The following is a 20,265-nucleotide window of genomic DNA, read 5'->3' as shown; positions in this document are numbered from 1 at the left end:
CACGAGCCTATCGGCCCGGACCGACATCCTCGGCGGGCGGTTCGTCACACTCAGCTTGCCCGATGATCAGTCTTTCCAGGGCGGCCCGGTCCGGCAGACCCTCCGGTCGTTCGACCTCGCCGGTGCGTACGTGCACGAACGCGGCCGTGACCGACTCGGGCGGCACACCCTGCTGCTCGGCCCAGCCGATCCGGTAGATCGCCAGCTGGAGCGGGTCGGCGGGGCGGGTACGGCTGGTCTTCCAGTCGACGATCTCGTACGTCGTCCCGTACGCCGCGCCGTCGGCGTGGTCCGTCCGGTAGACGGCGTCGATGCGGCCCCTGACGACCCGGCCCGCGAGGGAGAGCTGGAAAGGGGCTTCGACTCGGTACGGCGTTCGGTGCGCGTACTCGGTGCGTTCGAAGGCCTCCTTGAGGGCTTCGAGGTCGCGTTCGTCGGCGATCTCGGCGTCGCTGCCGGGCAGCTCGTCGGGCTCCAGCATGGGCAGCGTGAGCTCCTCGAAGCGCGCCTCGACCCAGGCGTGGAACCGGGTGCCCCGGCGTGCGGCCGGCTGCGGGGGGCGCGGCATGGGGCGCGCGAGTTCCTGTGCGAGCCCGTCCGGGTCCTCGGCCAGCCGCATCAGCTGGGTCGCGGAGAGAGCGGCGGGGAGGGGAACGTCGGTGACGTTCCGCCGGGCGCGCAGCAGCTCTCCGGTGAGCGCGTCGAGGTCACGGTCCCAGGATGCGATGGTGCGGGCTTCCTCGGGGGTGAGGAGGGCTTCCTCCGCAGCGGGGAGGGTACGCGCGGGTTCCAGGGTGCTGTCAGGTGCCGGCGTGCGCCCGGCGGGCCCGGCCTGGTGCGGGACCGTGGGGCGGTCGGTGCTCCAGGAGTCCCAGTCGGCGGAGTCCGCATCCGGGAGGTCGTCCTCGTAGGGGTCGGGTTCCTCGTCCTCGGGCGGCGGGGGCCAGTCCGGGTCCTCGACGGCGGCCGCAACGTGGTCGGCGGGAGCGCCTCCGCCGGTTTCGGCCGTGAGGGCGTCCAGGTGGGCGAGGACGGTCTCGGCGGCCGCGCGGCGGCGGGCCAGGGCGGCCGTGTCCAGCGGCAGCGGCCAGACCTGGTCGGCGCTCGCCGTGTGCAGGGCGGGGTTCTCCTCGTCCTCCTCGGGTTCGTCGGCCCAGGCCTCGATCTCGCCGTGCCCGGTGACGCAGTGGTCGTGGAGGGCCCGGAGGAAGTCGGAGGGGCCGCGCGGCTTCTTCTGGCTGGGGCCCCACCAGTGGCCGGAGCCGAGGAGCAGGGAACGGGGGCGGGTGAAGGTGACGTAGCCGAGGCGCAGTTCCTCGGTGTGCTGGTGCTCCTTCATGGCCTCGTGGAAGGCCTTCATGCCCCGCGAGTCCCAGGCCTCGACGTCGGGCAGGGTGGCGGTGTCGCCGCGCAGGGCGTGCGGGAGCACCTTGGCCTGGGCGGTCCACTTCTCGCGGCCCTGGCTGCTCGGGAAGGTGCCCTTGACCAGTCCGGGGACGGCGACGACGTCCCACTCCAGGCCCTTGGACTTGTGCGCGGTGAGCACCTTGACGGTGTTCTCGCCGCCGGGCAGGGCGTTGTCGAGGCCCTTCTCGTACTGAGCGGCGGTGTGCAGGAAGCCGAGGAAGGCGAGCAGGGTCGCCTCCTGGTCGCCGGCCGCGAAGGAGGCGGCGACGTCCAGGAAGTTGGAGAGCGTCTCGCGGCGGCGGGCGGCCAGCGCGTGCGGGGACGCGGACAGCTCCACCTCCAGGCCGGTGACGGCGAGGACGCGGTGCAGGACGTCCATCAGCGGGTCGGACAGGGAGCGGCGCAGCTCGCGCAGCTCGGTGGCGAGCCGGGCGAAACGCACGCGCGCGTCCGGTGAGAACGGCAGCCCGTCGTCCCCCTGCCCGGCCCGGTCGCCGTCGAACGGCAGCTCCAGGAACGTGTCCAGGGCGTCCGCGAGGGATATCACCTCGGCGGGGTCGACCCCCTCGACGGCCTCGGCGAGCCTGCGGTCCGGGTCGCCGGCATCGCCCACGCGCGCGTGGGTCACGAGCAGCCGGGCGCGTCGGCCGAGGAGGGCCAGGTCGCGGGGGCCGATGCGCCAGCGCGGGCCGGTCAGCAGCCGGACCAGGGAGGCGTTGGCTGCCGGGTCCTGGAGCACCTCGCAGACGGCGACCAGGTCGGCGACCTCGGGCAGGTGCAGCAGCCCGGAGAGGCCGACGACCTCTACGGGGACGTCACGGGCGACGAGGGCGCCCTGGATCTCCGCGAAGTCGGTCGCGGTGCGGCACAGGACCGCGATCTCGCCGGGTGCGGTACCGGTGCGGACGAGGTGGGCGACCGAGTCGGCGATCCAGTTCATCTCCTCGGCGTGGGTGCGCAGCAGGGCGCAGCGGACCGTGCCGTCCCGCTCGGCGCCCGGGGCGGGGCGCAGGGCCTCCACGCCCGCGTGCAGGGCGCGCAGCGGCTCGGCGAGGCCGTTGGCGAGGTCGAGGAGGCGGCCGCCGCTGCGGCGGTTCTCGCTGAGCGCCTGGCGGGTGGCGGGGCGGCCGTCGGCGTGCGCGAAGTGCTCGGGGAAGTCGTCCAGGTTGGCGACGGAGGCGCCGCGCCAGCCGTAGATGGCCTGGCAGGGGTCGCCGACCGCGGTCACGGGGTGGCCGGTGCCGCCGCCGAACAGGCCCGCCAGCAGGACGCGTTGGGCGACCGAGGTGTCCTGGTACTCGTCGAGGAGGACGACCCGGAACTCGTCGCGCAGCAGTCGGCCCACCTCGGCGATGCCGGACAGCGCCGCGGACAGCGCGATCTGGTCGCCGAAGTCGAGCAGGTCCCGCTCCCGCTTTGCGGCCCGGTAGCGGACGACCAGCTCGGCCAGTTCGCGGCGTGCGGCGGCCGCCTCGGGGACCTTGCGCAGGTCGGCGTTGCCGAGCTTCACGCCTGCCAGGGTGTTCAGCAGTCCGGCGTCCCAGGCCCGCAGGTCCTCGGGGCGTACCAGGTGTTCGGCGAGCTCGGAGTCGAGGGTGAGCAGGTCGCTGACCAGGTCGGCGAAGGAGCGGGTGAGGGCGGGGTAGGGGCCGGGGGCCTCGCGCAGGACGCGTGCGGCGAGCTGGTAGCGGGTGGCGTCGGCGAGCAGCCGGGAGCTCGGCTCCAGGCCGATGCGCAGGCCGTGGTCGGTCAGCAGCCGTCCCGCGAAGGCGTGGTACGTGGAGATGACCGGCTCGCCCGGCGGGTGGTCGGGGTCGATGACGTCGGGGTCGGTGACGCCGGCCCTGACGAGTGCCTTGCGGACGCGTTCGGCGAGCTCACCGGCCGCCTTGTTGGTGAAGGTCAGACCGAGGACCTGCTCCGGGGCCACCTGTCCGGTGCCGACCAGCCAGACCACCCGGGCCGCCATCACCGTCGTCTTGCCCGACCCGGCCCCGGCCACGATCACCTGCGGGGCGGGCGGCGCGGTGATGCAGGCCGTCTGCTCCGAGGTGAACGGGATGCCGAGGAGCTCCTTGAGCTGCTCGGGGTCGGTGATACGGGCGGGCATGAGGAAAGAGGCTAGCGGCGGGCACTGACAATCGGTAAATGCACTGACACTCGGTGAAACAGCGCAATCGATGGCACACCGCTCACTCCACCACGTGCCGCCCCTCCGGCCGCGCGCTGCACGAGGCGCGGAAGGCGCAGTGGGTGCAGTGCTGGCCGGTGGTCGGCGCGAACCGTTCGTCGAGGACCTTGCCGGCGGCGGAGGCCAGCAGTTCTCCGACCCACTCCCCCTCCAGCGGTTCCTGCGCCTGCACCTTGGGCAGGCTCTCGCCGCCGTCGCGCTGGGCGGCACCCTGTCTGAGGTGGACCAGTTCGGCGCCGCCGGGCTCGGGCCGTACGCCGTCGAAGACGTCGTCGACGGCGCCCTCGCGGACCGCGAGCTGGTAGACGGCGAGCTGCGGGTGCCGGGCCACCTCGGCCGCGCTGGGCGCCTGTTTGCCGGTCTTGAAGTCGACGACGTACGCGCGTCCCTCGCCGTCCGCCTCCACCCGGTCCATCTGGCCGCGGATGCGCACCTCGTAGTCGCCCGCTCCGAGGGTGACGTCGAAGTCCTGCTCACTGGCGACCGGGGTGCGTGCGGTGCGGTCCAGGACGTGCCACTTCAGGAAGCGTTCGAGCGCCACGCGCGCGTTGTCCTTCTCCTGCGCCGACTTCCAGGGCGCGTCGAAGGCGAGCGCGTTCCACACCGAGTCCAGCCGTTCCATGAGGACGGCGAGGTCGGCGGGGGTGCGTCCGGAGGCGACCTCGTCGGCGAGGACGTGTACGACGTTGCCGAAGCCCTGGGCGGTGGTGGCGGGCGCGTCGGCCTTCACCTCGCGGCCCAGGAACCACTGGAGGGAGCAGGTGTTGGCGAGCTGGTCGAGGGCGCTGCCGGAGAGCACCACGGGCTGGTCGCGGTCGCGCAGGGGCACCTTGCTCTCGGTCGGCTCGAACATGCCCCACCAGCGGTAGGGGTGTGCGGACGGCACCAGGGGGCGGCCGTCCTCGTCGGCGAGGGCGGCCAGGCGGGCCAGGCGGCGGGCGGCGGCCTCTCGCAGGGTGTCGGACGCGCGCGGATCGACGGTGGTCGCGCGCAGTTCGGCGACCAGGGCGGCCACGGCGAGCGGGCGACGGGGGCGTCCGGTGACGTCCTGGGGTTCGGCGCCCAGTTCGGTGAGGAACCGGGAGGGCTGGTCACCGTCGTCCGCGGGGGCCTTCACGGCGGTGACGACGAGGCGTTCCCGCGCGCGCGTGGCGGCGACGTAGAACAGGCGGCGCTCCTCGGCGAGCAGCGCGCCCGGGGTGAGCGGTTCGGCGAGTCCGTCGCGGCCGATGCGGTCGGCCTCCAGGAGCGAGCCGCGGCGGCGCAGGTCCGGCCACAGGCCCTCCTGGACGCCGGCCACCACGACCAGGCGCCACTCCAGGCCCTTGGCGCGGTGCGCGGTCATCAGGCGTACGGCGTCGGGGCGTACCGCGCGGCCGGCGAGGGTGTCGGCGGCGATGTCCTCGGCCTCGATCTCCGCGAGGAAGTTCAGCGCGCCCCGGCCGCCGCTGCGCTCCTCCGCGCGGGCGGCGGTGGCGAACAGGGCGCACACGGCGTCCAGGTCACGGTCGGCGTTGCGGCCGGCCGCGCCGCCGCGCCGGGCGGAGCGCTCCAGGCGGGAGGGCCAGGGCGTGCCGTTCCACAGGACCCACAGCGCCTCCTCGGCCGTACCGCCGCCCGTCAGGCGCTCCCTGGCCCGGCTGAGCAGCGCACCGAGCCGCTGCGCCCCACGCGCGTACCCGGGATCGTGCACGGCCAGGCGCTCGGGCTCGGCGAGCGCCCGTGCGAGCAGTTCGTCCGACGGGGGCGGGAACGCGTTGCCGGCCGCCCGCTCCTCGTCGCGCAGGGCACGGCCGAGGCGCCGCAGGTCGGCCGCGTCCATGCCGGCGAGGGGGGAGGTGAGCAGGGTGAGCGCGGTCTCGGTGTCGAGCCAGCAGGGGGGCGCTTCCTCCTGAGTGCTCGCGGCCCCCTCCCGGTCGCTCCCGACCTCCTCGCGGGCGCTCGCGGCATCCGCGGCCGCCACCGCCCGCAGCGCCGTCAGCAGGGGCGCCACCGCCGGTTCGTGGCGCAGCGGCACGTCGTCGCCGTCGATGTCCAGGGGCACGCCGGCCGCGGTGAGGGCGCGGCGGACCGTCGGGATGGTGTGGGACCCGGCGCGCACCAGGACGGCCATGTCGCTCCAGCGCACGCCGTCCTCCAGGTGCGCCCGGCGCAGGATGTCGGCGATGTTGTCCAGCTCGGTCCCGGACGTCGGGTACGTGTAGACCTCGACACGGCCGCCGTCCCGCGCGGCGGTCAGCTCGCGGTGCGCGCGCACCTTGTCGGCGGGCAGCCGGGTCAGCGGCATCCGCTGGGTCAGCAGCCGGGTCGCGGCCAGCAGGCCGGCCCCGGAGCGGCGGGACGTGCGCAGCACCTGCACCGGGGCGGGGCGGCCGTCCACGCGCGCGAAGGCCGACGGGAAGTCCAGGATGCCGTTCACGTCGCCGCCGCGGAACGTGTAGATCGACTGGTCCGGGTCGCCGAACGCGACCAGGGTGCGGCCGCCGCCGGCCAGGGCGTGCAGCAGGCGCACCTGTGCCGGGTCGGTGTCCTGGTACTCGTCGACGTACACGGCGTCGTAACGCCCTGCGAGGTCCAGGGCGACCTCGGGGCGGTGGGCGAGCAGCACCGCGCGGTGGACGAGTTCGGCGTAGTCGAGGACGCCCTGGAGGTCGAGAACGTCGAGGTACTCGGCGAGGAAGGCGGCCGCGGCCCGCCAGTCGGGGCGCCCGATTCGGCGGGCGAAGGCGTCCAGGGCGGCCGGGTCCAGGCCCAGTTCGCGGCTGCGGGCGAGGACCGCGCGGACCTCGTCGGCGAAGCCCCGGGTGGTGAGGCAGGCGCGCAGTTCGTCGGGCCAGCGCACATGGTCCAGCCCGAGCCGCTCCAGGTCGGGCTGGCCGGCGAGCAGTTCCCGGACGGCGACATCCTGCTCGGGGCCGGAGAGCAGCCGCAGCGGGTCCGCGAACAGACCGCTGTCCTGGTGGGCGCGGACCAGGGCGTAGCAGTACGAGTGGAAGGTGGTCGCCCGGGGCGCGCGGGCCGCGCCCACCCGCAGGGCCATGCGGTCGCGCAGCTCGACGGCGGCCTTGCGGCTGAACGTCAGCACCAGGATCCGCTCGGGGTCCGCGCCGCGGGCGATGCGCGCGGCCACGGACTCCACCAGGGTCGTGGTCTTGCCGGTGCCGGGACCGGCGAGGACGAGCAGCGGACCGGACCCGTGGTCAACCACGGCGCGCTGTGCGGCGTCCAGACGAGGGGGATCCACGTCGGCCGGCGGGGTACGGACCAGTCGGTAAGCGCCACGGTTCCCCTGCCGCACCTGGAGGTGCGGCAGGCGCCTGGTGGAGGAAGAGGAGCTCACGTGGTTCGCCGGTCCTGGTGGGTGTGCTGGTCGGTTCGCGGTCGCGCGTGCGCAGGGGCGGCCGCGGGGTGAGCGGGACACGCGCAGCCGACGCTACGCCGACGAACCGGACGGAAGCAGAGCTTCCGCTTCTTCCCATCCGCCTCGGGCGACACTCACGGCACGCGCGCCCCACATCTCACGAACGTACGTCATGCCACGGACGTCCCCCGCGTCCCCCGCAAGGGTCACGCATTCCCCCCGAAGGCCTCCGATGGCGGAAGCTGTCAGGTGTGAGCCCCCGCGTCCGCGCCGCCGTCCCACCGCGCCCGCTTCATGTCGAGCCGTGGCAGATGGCCCTCCGCGGCCCTGTTCGCCTCCTTCAGCGGAGTGCCCTCGGCGCGGTAGTGGTCCAGCGCGCCCAGCTCGTGCCCCGGGAGCAGGACCCCGTCGGCGCGCACCACCCGCCACCAGGGGACGGCACCTCCGTAGAGGGACATCACCCGCCCGACCTGGCGCGGCCCGCCCTCGTCCAGCCATTCCGCGACGTCGCCGTACGTCATCACGCGCCCGGGCGGGATCCGCTCGGCGACCTCCAGGACCCGCTCGGCGTACTCGGGCAGCTCGCCCGCGTACCCCTCTCGGGTGTCCTCGGGAAGGCTCTGCTCGCTCATTCGCCCCATCCTGCCGCACCCCACCGACAACCGGTGCGGTCCGCGGCGGGGCTTCGTCTCGCCCTCTCGCGGCGCTTGGGGCAGACTGTGCGCCCCCGCATCTGCACCCTGATGCCCCCGGGTGTCGGTGGAGCATGCCACCATCGTGCGGGCGGTGACTGGTGATACGAGACCAAGAAGAGACGACCGAGCAGCAGGGTGTGCCTCCCGAGGGCGGGGCGAGCACCTCTGACGCTGCCGCACGCCCGGACGCGCCCGGATCCGACACCGCGCACCCGGACACCGCTCGGCCGGGCACCGTGGACCAGGACGCCTCGGGCCCGGACGCCGCCGAGGCGGAACACGGGTGCGACGAGGCACACGCCGACGAGGTGGAGGGCGACGAACCGCTGCTCCCCGCGCGCGTGCACCGCCCCTCCGACCTCATGCGGCTCCTGGTCGGCGTGCTCGCCATCGCCCTGCTGCTCGGCATCGCCGCGTTCGCGCACGGCACCACCTCCGGGCTCGAACAGGACATCAACAAGGGCACCGGACAGGCCCCGGACCTGCTGATCAGGTTCGCGGGGCTGGCCTCCAGCATCGCGATCCTGCTGGTGCCGGTCGCGTTCGCGATCGAGCGGCTGATCAAGCGGGACGGGCTGCGCATCGCCGACGGCGTGCTCGCGGCCGTCCTCGCCCACGGAGTGACTCTCGCCACGGACCTGTGGGTGGCCAGGGCCGCCCCGGACTCCATCCAGGAGGCGCTCACCCAGCCCTCCCCCGGTGACATCCACGCCCTCACCGACCCGGTGCACGGCTATCTCGCGCCCGTCATCGCCTACATGACGGCCGTCGGCATGTCCCGGCGGCCGAGATGGCGCGCGGTGCTGTGGATCGTGCTGCTGCTCGACGCGTTCTCCATGCTCGTCACCGGCTACACGACACCGTTCTCGATCATCCTCACGGTGCTGATCGGCTGGACCGTCGCCTACGGCACGCTGTACGCCGTCGGCTCCCCCAACGTCCGCCCCACCGGACGGACCCTGCTGGCGGGCCTCAGGCACGTCGGCTTCCACCCGGTCGGCGCGGCCCGCGAGGAGGCCCTGGACACCGAGAACGGCGACCGGGGCCGGCGCTACTTCGTCACCCTGGAGGACGGCCCGCCGCTGGACGTCACGGTCGTCGACCGGGAGCAGCAGGCCCAGGGCTTCTTCTACCGCGCCTGGCGCAACCTGACCCTGCGCGGCTTCGCCACCCGCTCCAGCCTCCAGTCACTGCGCCAGGCCCTGGAGCAGGAGGCCCTGCTGGCGTACGCGGCGATCGCGGCCGGCGCCAACGCGCCCAAGCTGATCGCCACCTCCGAGCTGGGGCCCGACGCCGTGATGCTCGTCTACGAGCACACCGGCGGCCGCACCCTCGACTCGCTGGCCGACGAGGAGATCACCGACGAACTCCTGCGTCACACCTGGCACCAGGTGCAGGCGTTGCAGTCGCGCCGGATCGCGCACCGCAGGCTCGCGGGCGACGCCATCCTGGTGGATCGTTCCGGCACGGTGATCCTCACCGACCTGCGCGGCGGCGAGATCGCCGCCGGCGAACTGCTGCTGCGCATGGACGTCGCCCAGCTGGTCACCACGCTCGGGCTGCGGGTGGGTGCCGAGCGGGCGGTGGCCTCGGCGGTCGGCGTGCTCGGCCCCGACGCCGTCGCCGACTGCCTGCCGATGCTCCAGCCGATCGCGCTGACGCGCTCCACGCGCGCGACGCTGCGCAGACTTGCCAGGGAGCGCGCCCAGCGCGAACGGGACGCGGTCCTGGAGGCGTCCCGGCAGGCCAAGCAGGCCCGCGCCGAGGAGGCCGAGAAACCCGACAAGAAGACGGTGCGTGCCGAGCAGCGGGCCGAGAAGCGGGCCCTGGACGACGCGCTGGAAGAGGCCCGCGAGGAGGACCTGCTCACCCAGATCCGGCATCAGGTGCTGAAGATCCGGCCGCAGGCACCCGTGGAGCCGGCCCGCCTGGAGCGGGTAAGGCCGCGCACGCTGATCAGCGTCATCGCCGGCGCGATCGGCGGGTACTACCTGCTGACCCAGCTCACCCACATCGAGTTCGGCCCCCTGGTCGCGAACGCCCAGTGGGGCTGGGTGATCGCCGCCGTGCTGTTCTCTGCGCTCAGCTACGTCGCCGCCGCGATGTCGCTGCTCGGGTTCGTGCCGGAGCGGGTGCCGTTCGTGAGGACCGTGGCGGCACAGGTCGCCGGGTCGTTCGTGAAGATCGTCGCGCCCGCCGCGGTCGGCGGGGTCGCCCTCAACACGCGCTTCCTGCAGCGCGCGGGCGTGCGCCCCGGGGGCGCGGTGGCGAGCGTCGGCGCCTCGCAGCTGTTCGGGCTGGGCTGTCACATCCTGATGCTGCTGTCCTTCGGTTATCTGACCGGCACCGAGAAGACCCCGTCGCTGTCCCCGTCCCGCACGGTCATCGCGGGCCTGCTGACCGTCGCGGTGCTGGTCCTCGTGGTGACCTCGGTGCCGTTCCTGCGGAAGTTCGTCAGCACGCGCGTGCGGTCGCTCTTCGCGGGTGTCGTGCCGCGCATGCTGGACGTGCTGCAGCGGCCGCAGAAGCTCGTCACCGGCATCGGCGGCATGCTGCTGCTGACCGCCTGCTTCGTGATGTGCCTGGACGCCTCCATCCGCGCGTTCGGCGACGACTCGACCTCGCTGAGCATCGCCAGCGTCGCCGTCGTCTTCCTCGCCGGCAACGCGCTCGGCTCGGCGGCGCCGACCCCGGGCGGTGTCGGCGCGGTCGAGGCGACCCTGACCGTCGGCCTGATCGCCGTCGGCCTGCCCAAGGAGGTCGCGGCGCCCGCCGTCCTGCTGTACCGGCTGCTGACCCTGTGGCTGCCGGTCCTGCCGGGCTGGCTGGCCTTCAACCACCTCTCCCGCAAGGGCGCGCTCTAGGGGCGTACCTCGGGGCGTACCTCGGGGCGTACCTCGGGGCGTACCTCGGACGGCTCGCGCCCCGCGCGCGTGGCCGTGCGCGACCCCAGGATGGGAGCATGCCCAACCCCTTCCGGATCCGTGTCACCGCCCTGACTGCCGCCCTGGTCCTGGCCTGCCTGCCGACCGGGTGCAGCGACGGTTCCAAGGACGGGGATCTGGCGGCGCAGAAACTGGACTGGAAGAACTGCCCCGCGCCCGACGAGGCCGAGGGCGGCGGCGACGCGCCGTCACCGCTGCCCGGCGGCGGCACCTGGCAGTGCGCCACCATGAAGGCGCCCCTGGACTGGTCGAAACCGAAGGGCGCCACCATCGGCCTCGCGCTGATCCGGGCCAGGGCCAGCGGCGACGCGAGCAAGCGGATCGGCTCCCTGATCTTCAACTTCGGCGGGCCCGGCGGCAGCGGCGTCACCACGCTTCCCGCGTTCGGCACGGACTACGCCGCCCTGCGCACCCGCTACGACCTCGTCAGCTTCGACCCGCGCGGAGTCGGCCGCAGCGACCCCGTCGAGTGCGAGAACGACGCCCAGCTCGACAACTACTTCCAGCAGGACGCGACGCCCGACACCAGCGCCGAGCGCACCCAGCTGATCAACCGCACCAAGCAGTTCAACGCCGCCTGCGAGAAGAACTCCAGGGCGATCCTGCCGCACGTCCGCACCACCGACGCGGCCCGCGACATGGACCTGATGCGCCAGGTCCTCGGCGACACGAAGATGCACTACTTCGGCATCTCCTACGGCACCGAACTCGGCGGCGTCTACGCCCACCTGTTCCCGAAGAACGTGGGCCGGGCCGTCTTCGACGGCGTCGTCGACCCCACCCAGGACCCGGAGCAGAGCTCGCTCGGGCAGGCGAAGGGCTTCCAACTCGCGCTCGACAACTTCGCCGCGGACTGCACGTCGAAGCAGACGGAGTGCCCGATCGGCGACACCCCGCAGGACGTGAAGGACCGTATCGCCAAGCTCCTCGCGGACCTCGACAGGAAGCCGATCCCCGGCATCCTGCCCCGCGAGCTCACCCAGTCCGCCGCCACCAACGGCATCGCGCAGTCCCTGTACTCCAAGGATTTCTGGGAGTACCTCACCGAGGGGCTCGAAGAGGCCTACGACGGCGACGGGAAGATCCTGATGCTGCTGTCCGACTCGATGAACGGCCGCAGCGAGAACGGGGAGTACAGCAACATCACGGCGGCGAACATCGCCATCAACTGCGCCGACGAGAAGCAGCGGTACACCGCCGACTACGTCCAGCAGAAACTGCCCGAGTTCCGCGCCGCCTCCCCGCTGTTCGGCGACTACCTCGCCTGGGGCATGGTCAGCTGCACCGACTGGGCGGTGCCGGGGGCCGCCGACCACCCCGACGTCAGTGCGCCCGGGGCCGCGCCGATCCTGGTCGTGGGCAACACGGGGGATCCGGCGACGCCGTACGAGGGCGCGCAGAAGATGGTGGACGCGCTCGGGAAGGGCGTCGGGGTCGAGCTGACCTACCGGGGGCAGGGGCACGGGGCGTACGACAGCAAGGACAAGTGCGTGCAGGGGGCCGTGAACGGCTATCTGCTGGAGGGGACGGTCCCGAAGGCCGGAGCGGTCTGCACCTAGCAGAACCGCAGGTCAGGCGGTTATCCACAGCCTTCAACGGCCTTCGCCTGCGCCGCCTACTATGGCCTGACCGCTCTCCCGCAACGAATGCGCGGAGAGCCTGTGTGGGGGGTGTGCGCGCATGTTGCGATATGTACGGTGGGCGGCCGCTGTCGCCGCGGGGCTGCTCGTGGCCGGGTGCAGCGGCGGGGCGTCCGGCGGGGGCGGGGACGAAGGGAAGGCCGCGTCCCGGCAGCCGTCGGCCTCCGCCGGCGGCTCGGCCGCCCTGCCGGCTTCCCTCACCTCCCAGAAGCTCGACTGGAGCCGCTGCAAGGCCACTTCGGACTCGGCCGCGCCCGGGGACGAATGGCGGTGTGCGACGCTCAAGGTGCCGTTGGACTGGGCGAAGCCGGACGGGGAGACGATCGGGCTGGCGCTGATCCGGGAGCAGGCGAGCGGGGGCTCCGGGAAGCGGATCGGCTCGCTGCTGTTCAACTTCGGCGGGCCGGGCGGCTCCGGCGTCTCGACGATGCCGTACTACGCCTCCACCGTCTCCGCGCTGCGCGAGCGATACGACCTGGTGAGCTGGGACCCGCGCGGGGTGGGGGCCAGTGAGGGGATCCGCTGCCGCAGCGACAAGGACATCCAGAGCGCCGAGTCGATCGACGCGACACCGGACACCGCGGCGGAGGAGACGGCGTACTTCCAGGACGCCGCCGACTTCGGCAAGGGCTGCGAGAAGGCCGCCGGCAAGCTGATCGCGCATGTCTCGACGACCGACACGGCCCGCGACATGGACCTGATGCGCCAGGTCCTCGGCGACGCGAAGATGCACTACTTCGGCATCTCCTACGGCACCGAACTGGGTGGTGTGTACGCCCACCTGTTCCCGAAGAAGGTGGGACGGCTGATCCTGGACGCGGTGGTGGACCCGACGGCCGACTCGGTCGGCCAGGAGAAGAACCAGGCCGCCGGCTTCCAGCGGGCCCTGGACGACTACCTCAAGTCCACCGGCCAGGACCCGGCCGAGGGCTCCCAGAAGATCGCCGATCTGCTGAAGCGGCTGGACGCCGCACCACTGCCCACGTCCTCCGGGCGGAAGCTGACCCAGAGCCTCGCGGTCACCGGCATCGTGCTGCCGCTGTACAGCCAGGACAGCTGGCCGACGCTGACCAGCGCACTCAAGGCGGCCGAGGAGGGCGACGGCTCGGAGCTGCTGTCGCTCGCGGACCAGTACAACGAGCGTGACTCCTCGGGGCACTACGGCACGACCACGCACTCGCAACGGGTCATATCGTGCCTGGACGACAAGGAGCGGCCGACGCTCGCCGAGACGAAGAAGCGGCTGGCGGAGTTCGAGAAGGTGTCACCCGTCTTCGGGGACTTCCTCGGCTGGGACTCGGCCGGCTGGTGCCACGACTGGCCGGTGGCGGGCCAGTGGGACACGCCGGAGGTGAGCGCACCGGGCGCGGCGCCGATCCTGCTGGTCGGCAACACCGGCGACCCGGCCACCCCGTACGAGGGCGCCCGGAGGATGGCCGACGAGCTGGGCAAGGGTGTCGGGGTCGAGCTGACCTGGAAGGGCGAGGGCCACGGCGCGTACGGCAGTGGCAGCGACTGCGTGGACTCGGCGGTGAACGCCTACCTGGTCAGCGGCACGGTTCCGAAGGACGGCACGGTCTGCTCATGACGAAGGCGGGGGCTCCGGGCACCTGTCGTGCCCGAAGCCCCCGCCCACCGCGGAGCCTGTGCTCAGTAGACCGGCTTCGACGGCTCGATCTGGTTGACCCAGCCGATCACGCCGCCGCCGACGTGGACGGCGTCCGCGAAGCCCGCGGACTTCAGGACGGCGAGCACCTCCGCACTGCGGACACCCGTCTTGCAGTGCAGGACGATCTTCTTGTCCTGGGGCAGGCCCTCCAGGGCGGTGCCGAGGAGGAACTCGTTCTTCGGGATCAGCTTGGCGCCCGGGATGGAGACGATCTCGTACTCGTTCGGCTCGCGGACGTCGATGATCTCGATGTTCTCGCCGTCGTCGATCCACTCCTTGAGCTGCTTCGGAGTGATCGTCGAGCCGGCGGCCGCCTGCTGGGCCTCCTCGGAGACGACGCCGCAGAAGGCCTCGTAGTCGATGAGCTCGGTGACGGTGGGGTTCTCGCCACAGACCGCGCAGTTCGGGTCCTTGCGGACCTTGACCTGGCGGTACTGCATCTCCAGGGCGTCGTAGATCATCAGGCGGCCGACGAGGGGCTCACCGGTGCCGGTGAGGACCTTGATGGCCTCGGTGACCTGGATGGAGCCGATGGACGCGCACAGCACGCCCAGGACGCCGCCCTCGGCGCAGGACGGGACCATGCCCGGCGGCGGGGGCTCCGGGTAGAGGCAGCGGTAGCAGGGGCCGTACTCGGACCAGAAGACCGAGGCCTGGCCGTCGAAGCGGTAGATGGAGCCCCAGACGTACGGCTTGTTCAGCAGCACGCAGGCGTCGTTCACCAGGTAGCGGGTGGCGAAGTTGTCGGTGCCGTCGACGATCAGGTCGTACTGGCTGAAGATGTCCATCACGTTCTCGGCCTCGAGCCGCTCTTCGTGAAGGATCACGTCCACGTACGGGTTGATGCCCTTGACCGTGTCACGGGCGGACTCCGCCTTGGAGCGGCCGATGTCGGCCTGGCTGTGGATGATCTGGCGCTGCAGGTTCGACTCGTCGACCTCGTCGAACTCCACGATGCCCAGAGTGCCGACGCCCGCGGCGGCCAGGTACATCAGCGCCGGCGAGCCCAGGCCGCCGGCGCCCACACAGAGCACCTTGGCGTTCTTCAGCCGCTTCTGCCCGTCCATCCCCACGTCCGGGATGATCAGGTGGCGGGAGTACCTGCGGACCTCGTCTACGGTGAGCTCAGAGGCTGGCTCGACCAGGGGTGGCAGCGACACGGGGACTCCGTTGATCGGTCAATCACTACAGTTGTTCTCCCTGTAACACTGCCACGGGCTTCTTCATTCCGAGACACCCGTTCCGATCCGCGAGACGAATTCGTCCCAGTAGCCGGGCATGGCCTCCCAGGGATCGGCCCGGCCCCAGCGATCGGTCCGGTCGGTGAAGTAGATCGTGGCGGCGCCCTGCCAGCGGGCTATGCGCAGCGCCTCGTCGAGGTGGCCGAGGGGCACGCCGTGCACGAAGTGGCAGAAGCGGTCGGGTGGGTAGTCGGCGGTCCACTCGGCGACCTGGGACCAGCGGTAGTCGCTCCAGGGCCCGGCGAAGGTCACCAGCTGGTCGGCGTTCTCGGCGTAGCCCGGGTGGGGGTGGGTGCCGTGGCCGAGGACTATGTGGGGGCCGTCACCGACGGTGCGGAGCGCGGCGACCGCGCGGCGGATCTCGGGGAGCGCGGTGCGCTCGGTGGGGCAGCGGTCGAGCAGGAAGCCGTCGACGCGGTACCAGTCGCGGAAGTGGCGGGCGTCGGTGAGCAGGTCGCCGTGGGAGCGGGCGCCGTAGGTGGTGTCCAGGTGGCCGAGGACGCGGACGCCCGCGTTGCGGAGCCGGCCGGCCGCCTCCAGGCAGTGCGGGTCGGGGCGGCTGCCGGGGCCGTTCGCCACGTCGAGGACGACCCAGTGCAGGGGTGTGCCCGGGCGGGTGAGTTCGGCCCACTGGGCGGGGGCGAGGAGCGGGTGGGCGTAGCCGGGGACGCCGACGGCGGTGCGGACGCCGGTGGTCGCGGCGCCCGCCCTGGTGCTGCTCAGATGCGGCACGCCGCCTCCATCCAGATGTCCGCGAGGGACTCCTCGAGGTTGATGCGGGGGCGCCAGCCGAGGCGGTCGCGGGCGCAGCGCACGTCGGCCTGCTGCCAGCTGCCGCAGCCGTCCGGGTACGGGTACGCGACCGGGCCCGTGTGCTCGCCGTCCATCCGGGGGTGGCCGATGGCGCCGCGCAGCGGGCCGGGCGGGCCGTCCAGTTCGTGCAGGGCGCCGCCGTATCCGGCCACCCGGGCGAGGACGGCGGCGGCGTCGCGGAGCCGGACGGCGCGGCCGGAGCCGATGTTGATGACGCCCTGGGCGGCGGAGAGCGAGGCCGCGTGGACGGCGCGGGCGACGTCGCGTACGTCGACGAAGTCGCGCTGGGCGCCGAGGCCGCCGAGTTTGAGCTCGCCGTCGCCGGACTGCATGGCGCGGCGCATCGCCTCGGCGAGGCGGCCGAGTGGTGAGCCGGCCGGCGTGCCGGGTCCGGCGGGCGAGAAGACGCGCAGGACGACGGCGTCGAGGCCGGAGCCGAGGACGAGTTCGGTGGCGGCGAGCTTGCTGACGCCGTACGGGCCGCCGGGGCGCGGCACGGCGTCCTCGGCGGTGGAGGAGCCGGGCTGGCTCGGGCCGTACTCGGAGCTGCAGCCGACCTGCACCAGGCGGGCGCCGCAGCCGCTGCGGCGCAGGGCCTCGCAGACGGTGGCGACGGCGACGGTGTTGTGCCGGGTGAGTTCCCGGGCACCGCCGCGGGTGGCGCCGGCGCAGTTCACGATGACGCCCGGGTGGACCGCGTCGAGGAAGCGGGTGAGCGCGCCGGGGCTGCCGGTGGCGAGGTCGAAGCGGACGTCGGCGTCGTCGCCGCGGCCGAGCGCGGTGAGCTGGACGGCCGGGTCGGCGAGCAGCCGGTCGGCGACGAAGCGGCCGAGGTATCCGTTGGCTCCGATCAGCAGAACCCTCATCGCGCGGCTCCCGGGGTGTGCGCTCCGGCGACTCCGGTGGTTCCGGACGCTCCGGGTCCGGGTCGGGAGGTGGTCATCTGGTGGTCTCCTTCAAGAGGTGGTGCGGTTGCCTCCGGCGGGATGCCGGGCACCGGCCGCCGGGACGGCTCGGCGAGGCGTGCGAGGTCATCGGCGGCTCTGCTCACTCCGGGTCTCCCGTCGGCGCGTGGGCCGAGGCCCGGGTGAGGGTGCCGGTCGCCCGGAACAGCAGCGCCAGGGCGGCGGCGCCGCAGACGAGTGCCGGGACGCTGCCCGCTCCCCAGGCGTCGACCAGGGTGTCGACGGGGGCGGCCAGGAAGGCGCAGCCGGGCAGTCGGCCGGCCAGGACGAGGGCCACGGCCGCCGCTTCCGTGGCGGCCGCGACGGCGAGGGTGGGCCCCTGCGGGACGTTGTGGACGGCGAGGAGGCGGGCGAGCAGGAGGAGGGCGCCGAGGGTGAGGGCCGCCGCATAGTCGGCGGGTTCGCCGAGGGCGGCGCCGCACAGGGCGAGCAGGGCGGTGAGGACGCCGAGGAAGAGGGCGAAGACGCCCAGCAGCAACGGCCGTACGGCCCCGGTGAACTCCTCCAGGCCCCGGCTGGCCGCGAGCCTGCGGCGGGCGCCCGCCGTGAAGAGGTGGGCGCTCCAGGCCGCCGGTGCGCAGGCAAGGGTGAGGGCCAGGACGGGGGCCGTGGTCACCGGCCAGGGGCCGTCGGCCGCGCCGGTCGGGAGGCCGTCGGGCCCGCCGTCCAGGACCGCCCGGAGCAGGCCGTCGCCGAGCAGGGCGTAGGCGAGCAGCCAGCAGGTCCAGGCGCGGGTGCCGGTGACGGTGCGCCAGGCGGGGGTTCGAGCCGGTGCGGCCAGGGGGCCGCGGCACAGGGCCGGGCGTACGGCCAGGGCGACGGCGAGCACGCCGACGGCTGCCGCGAGGAGGCGGGGGCGGCCCTCGGTGAGCCGTACGCCGGTCACGGCCGCCGCGCACACGGCGCCCGGGAGGAGCGTGAGCAGCGCCCAGTCGGCGCGCACGCGGGGCGCGGGTGCCGGTTCGGGGTACGAGCGCGGGCCGTCGTCGCGGGGCACGCGCGCGTAGAGCTCTTCCGCGAGGGAGAAGACGTCACGGTGCCGGAAGCGGGCGGCGGTGCGGTCGGTGACGCCGTGCGCTTCGAGGCCGGCCGCGATCTCCAGCGGGTCCACGGCCCGCTCGCAGAGTGCGCGGTGCCGGTGCATCAGCGCCTTCACCGGGTCTGCGGCGGCGCCTCGGCGGCGTGTGGTCCTGCGGCTGCCGACGGTGCCCTCGGCAGCAGCCGGGCCGCCCGGGGGGACCCCGCCGGACGCCGGCGTCCCGCCCATGGGGAAGGCGTGCTCCGGGCCGGCCTCGTCCGCTCCCAGCAGCCACCCTTCCGATCGCGCGTCCCAGGCGTCGGCCGCGCCGGGCCGCCCGGGCCGGTCCAGCTCTCCTGGACCGCCGTTCAGCGGGCCGCCTTCGTCGCCGTTCACAGCGCCCCCTCGGTGGCCGTGCGCGGGGCGGCCCGTACCGGGGTGGGCCGCAGTGCGGTGCCCAGGGCCCAGCCCGGTACGGCGCGATGTGCGACGCGGGCCGTGGGGCGGGTCCAGCGGCCCGGCACGTGGGCCTCGGCCGGGACGGCGAACGGCAGGGGCTCGCCCGCCTGGCCCAGGACGACCCGGCGTACCGGGCAGTGCGAGACGATCTCCAGGTAAATGCTGTGAAATGCCGCGATGTTCTGCTCGACGGTGAACAGTTCGAGCGCACGGGCGCGGGCGGCGGCTCCGAGGCGCTCACGGCGCTCGGGGTCGCGCAGCAGGGCCACGCACGCCTCGGCGAGCGCCCGCGGATTGCGTGGGGGTACGACCAGCCCGGTGCCGCCGATGGCCTCCACCACGGCGCCGACGTCCGTGGAGACGGTCGCCCGGCCGCAGAACATCGCTTCGACGAGTCCCACCGGGAAGCCCTCGACGACGCTGGACAGGACGACGACCGAGCCGGACGCGTAGGCGTCGGCGAGGGTCGGTGCCTCCGGTCCGCCTACCTCCTCGAAGGAGACCGGGTTGTCGCCGACGGCGTGCACGCCCTCGGCCTCGTCGGGGAAGAGCTGTGCGGCGAGCGCCCTGCAGTGCCCCAGGTAGGCCTCTCCCTCCGGCCCCGCCGGAGCGCCCACGACGCGCAGCCGCGCCTTGGGCTCCTCCTTGCGAACCTCGGCGAAGGCGTGCAGCAGTGACACCAGGTCCTTGGCCGGCTCGATCCGGCCGACCCACACGAGCGTGTCCGGTTCCGCGCGGTCCGGGGCCTCGCCCACCTCGGTGAAGCGGGCGGCCTCCATGCCGGGATGCACGGTTCGGATGCGGGCGCGCTCGGCGCCGCAGCGCTCCTGCCAGCGGCGGGCGTGCGCGTTGCCCGGGGTGATGATCGCGGCGCGGCGGTAGACCTCGGCGGCGAGCCGGCCGTGGAAGGCGGCGAGCAGCGCGCGTACGGCGGGGGCGGCGGCGTCGGGGCCGGTGGCGAGGTAGTGCGAGCGCAGCTGCACGCCGTACTCGGTGACCAGCAGCGGCACCCCGGAGAAGTGCCCGGCGAGCAGGCCGGCCAGGGCGGCCGGGCCGCCGGCGGTGGCGTGACAGAGGTCGGCCGCGCCGAGGCCGTCGTCGCCGTACCAGTCCAGGGAGAGGGGGCGCAGGGCGCGTTCGAGGTGTGCGGCGACGGCGAGCAGGTCGGGCACGCGTGCCTCGCGCGCCGTACCGAGGGCGCCGGGCGCGCGGCAGGCGCACTCCAGTGCGCGCAGGGCGGTGTCGGAGCGGAGCGCCCCGGCCAGGCCGCCCTCGTCACGGGCGAGTTCGGCAAGTCCGCGGAGCGCGTTGCCGAAACGGTCCGCCAGAGAGTCGGGCACGACCCGGGGGCCGCCCGCGTCGCCCGGCCCGGTCGCGCCGTCCCCGCCGTACGTGCCGCCTGCGCCATCCGTGCCGTCCGCGGCCGGACCGGCGCACAGCACCCCCACGAACTCGCCGTAGCACTCGGCGAAGCGCCGGCGCGCGCGCCGTCCGTACGTGACGCCGTCCTCGTCGGCGGTCCACAGAGGAGCCGTCCGGACCCGGCTGACGTGCGGTGGCAGCGGCAGCCAGCCCTCGTCCTCCTGGTGCCGGGTGCGGCTGAGCGCGTAGAGGTCGAACTCGTGCTGCCCGAGCCCGCGCACGAGCCGGTCGCACCAGAGTCTGGCGTCACCGCTCACATACGGATAGCCACCCTCCGTAATCAGTCCGATGCGCACGTGTGCACCCCCGATCGATCTCCCGTATGGGGAGCCACCGTGGCTCGGCGGCTCGCAGCGGGACGAAGGTATGCGGACAAGACGGTGGCGCGACGGACGGTTGTCCATCGCGCCACCAAAAGGGGTGAACGGTCGTAACTTTC

General features: G+C 73.6%; 11 protein-coding genes. 3 read left to right on the top strand and 8 right to left on the bottom strand.

All coding sequences use genetic code 11. The annotated features are described in order from the left end of the window. Nucleotides 1-7 precede the first annotated feature (7 nt). The 3 genes from ACZ4UV_RS18380 to ACZ4UV_RS18370 all read right to left on the bottom strand — a co-directional run bounded on the left by ACZ4UV_RS18380 (nucleotide 8) and on the right by ACZ4UV_RS18370 (nucleotide 7,591). On the bottom strand, nucleotides 8-3,517 hold the full coding sequence (locus ACZ4UV_RS18380) for a UvrD-helicase domain-containing protein (protein ID WP_467838964.1): 3,510 nt from the start codon (nucleotides 3,515-3,517) through the stop codon (nucleotides 8-10). A gap of 82 nt (nucleotides 3,518-3,599) precedes the next feature. Continuing rightward, nucleotides 3,600-6,938, bottom strand: a complete 3,339-nt coding sequence (locus ACZ4UV_RS18375) for an ATP-dependent helicase (protein ID WP_451016892.1) — start codon at nucleotides 6,936-6,938, stop codon at nucleotides 3,600-3,602. A 266-nt stretch (nucleotides 6,939-7,204) separates the two neighbouring features. Continuing rightward, nucleotides 7,205-7,591 (bottom strand): MGMT family protein, encoded by a 387-nt coding sequence (locus tag ACZ4UV_RS18370; protein ID WP_390046745.1) that lies wholly within the window; start codon nucleotides 7,589-7,591, stop codon nucleotides 7,205-7,207. A 161-nt stretch (nucleotides 7,592-7,752) separates the two neighbouring features. Here ACZ4UV_RS18370 and ACZ4UV_RS18365 point away from each other — a divergent pair, with 161 nt between their 5' ends. The 3 genes from ACZ4UV_RS18365 to ACZ4UV_RS18355 all read left to right on the top strand — a co-directional run bounded on the left by ACZ4UV_RS18365 (nucleotide 7,753) and on the right by ACZ4UV_RS18355 (nucleotide 13,827). Further along, entirely contained in the window at nucleotides 7,753-10,518 is a 2,766-nt protein-coding gene (locus tag ACZ4UV_RS18365; RefSeq protein ID WP_451016891.1) for a lysylphosphatidylglycerol synthase domain-containing protein, read from the top strand. A gap of 98 nt (nucleotides 10,519-10,616) precedes the next feature. Continuing rightward, nucleotides 10,617-12,158 carry an alpha/beta hydrolase gene (locus ACZ4UV_RS18360; protein ID WP_451016890.1) on the top strand — a complete coding sequence of 514 codons (1,542 nt, stop codon included), beginning with the start codon at nucleotides 10,617-10,619 and terminating at the stop codon, nucleotides 12,156-12,158. A gap of 121 nt (nucleotides 12,159-12,279) precedes the next feature. Next, entirely contained in the window at nucleotides 12,280-13,827 is a 1,548-nt protein-coding gene (locus ACZ4UV_RS18355; protein WP_451016889.1) for an alpha/beta hydrolase, read from the top strand. A 62-nt stretch (nucleotides 13,828-13,889) separates the two neighbouring features. On the opposite strand, the gene moeZ is transcribed toward ACZ4UV_RS18355, so the two are convergent. The 5 genes from moeZ to ACZ4UV_RS18330 form a co-directional block, all read right to left on the bottom strand. Next, nucleotides 13,890-15,068, bottom strand: a complete 1,179-nt coding sequence (gene moeZ, locus ACZ4UV_RS18350; protein WP_351489685.1) for an adenylyltransferase/sulfurtransferase MoeZ — start codon at nucleotides 15,066-15,068, stop codon at nucleotides 13,890-13,892. 63 nt (nucleotides 15,069-15,131) lie between these two features. After that, entirely contained in the window at nucleotides 15,132-15,881 is a 750-nt protein-coding gene (locus ACZ4UV_RS18345; RefSeq protein WP_451016888.1) for a spherulation-specific family 4 protein, read from the bottom strand. Beyond that, nucleotides 15,869-16,828 (bottom strand): NAD-dependent epimerase/dehydratase family protein, encoded by a 960-nt coding sequence (locus ACZ4UV_RS18340; protein WP_388907111.1) that lies wholly within the window; start codon nucleotides 16,826-16,828, stop codon nucleotides 15,869-15,871. The genes ACZ4UV_RS18345 and ACZ4UV_RS18340 overlap by 13 nt, the downstream gene beginning before the upstream one ends. A 181-nt stretch (nucleotides 16,829-17,009) precedes the next feature. After that, the gene (locus ACZ4UV_RS18335; protein ID WP_451016887.1) at nucleotides 17,010-18,341 is read right to left on the bottom strand and encodes a hypothetical protein; all 1,332 of its coding nucleotides are present in this window, start codon (nucleotides 18,339-18,341) and stop codon (nucleotides 17,010-17,012) included. Next, nucleotides 18,338-20,083 (bottom strand): glycosyltransferase, encoded by a 1,746-nt coding sequence (locus ACZ4UV_RS18330; protein ID WP_467838956.1) that lies wholly within the window; start codon nucleotides 20,081-20,083, stop codon nucleotides 18,338-18,340. The genes ACZ4UV_RS18335 and ACZ4UV_RS18330 overlap by 4 nt, the downstream gene beginning before the upstream one ends. Nucleotides 20,084-20,265 lie beyond the last annotated feature (182 nt).

The sequence above is a fragment of the Streptomyces sp. NPDC028289 genome, from assembly GCF_055565975.1.
The sequence above is the reverse complement of the archived record's forward strand: the minus strand, read 5'-3'. Positions and strand labels throughout refer to the sequence as shown.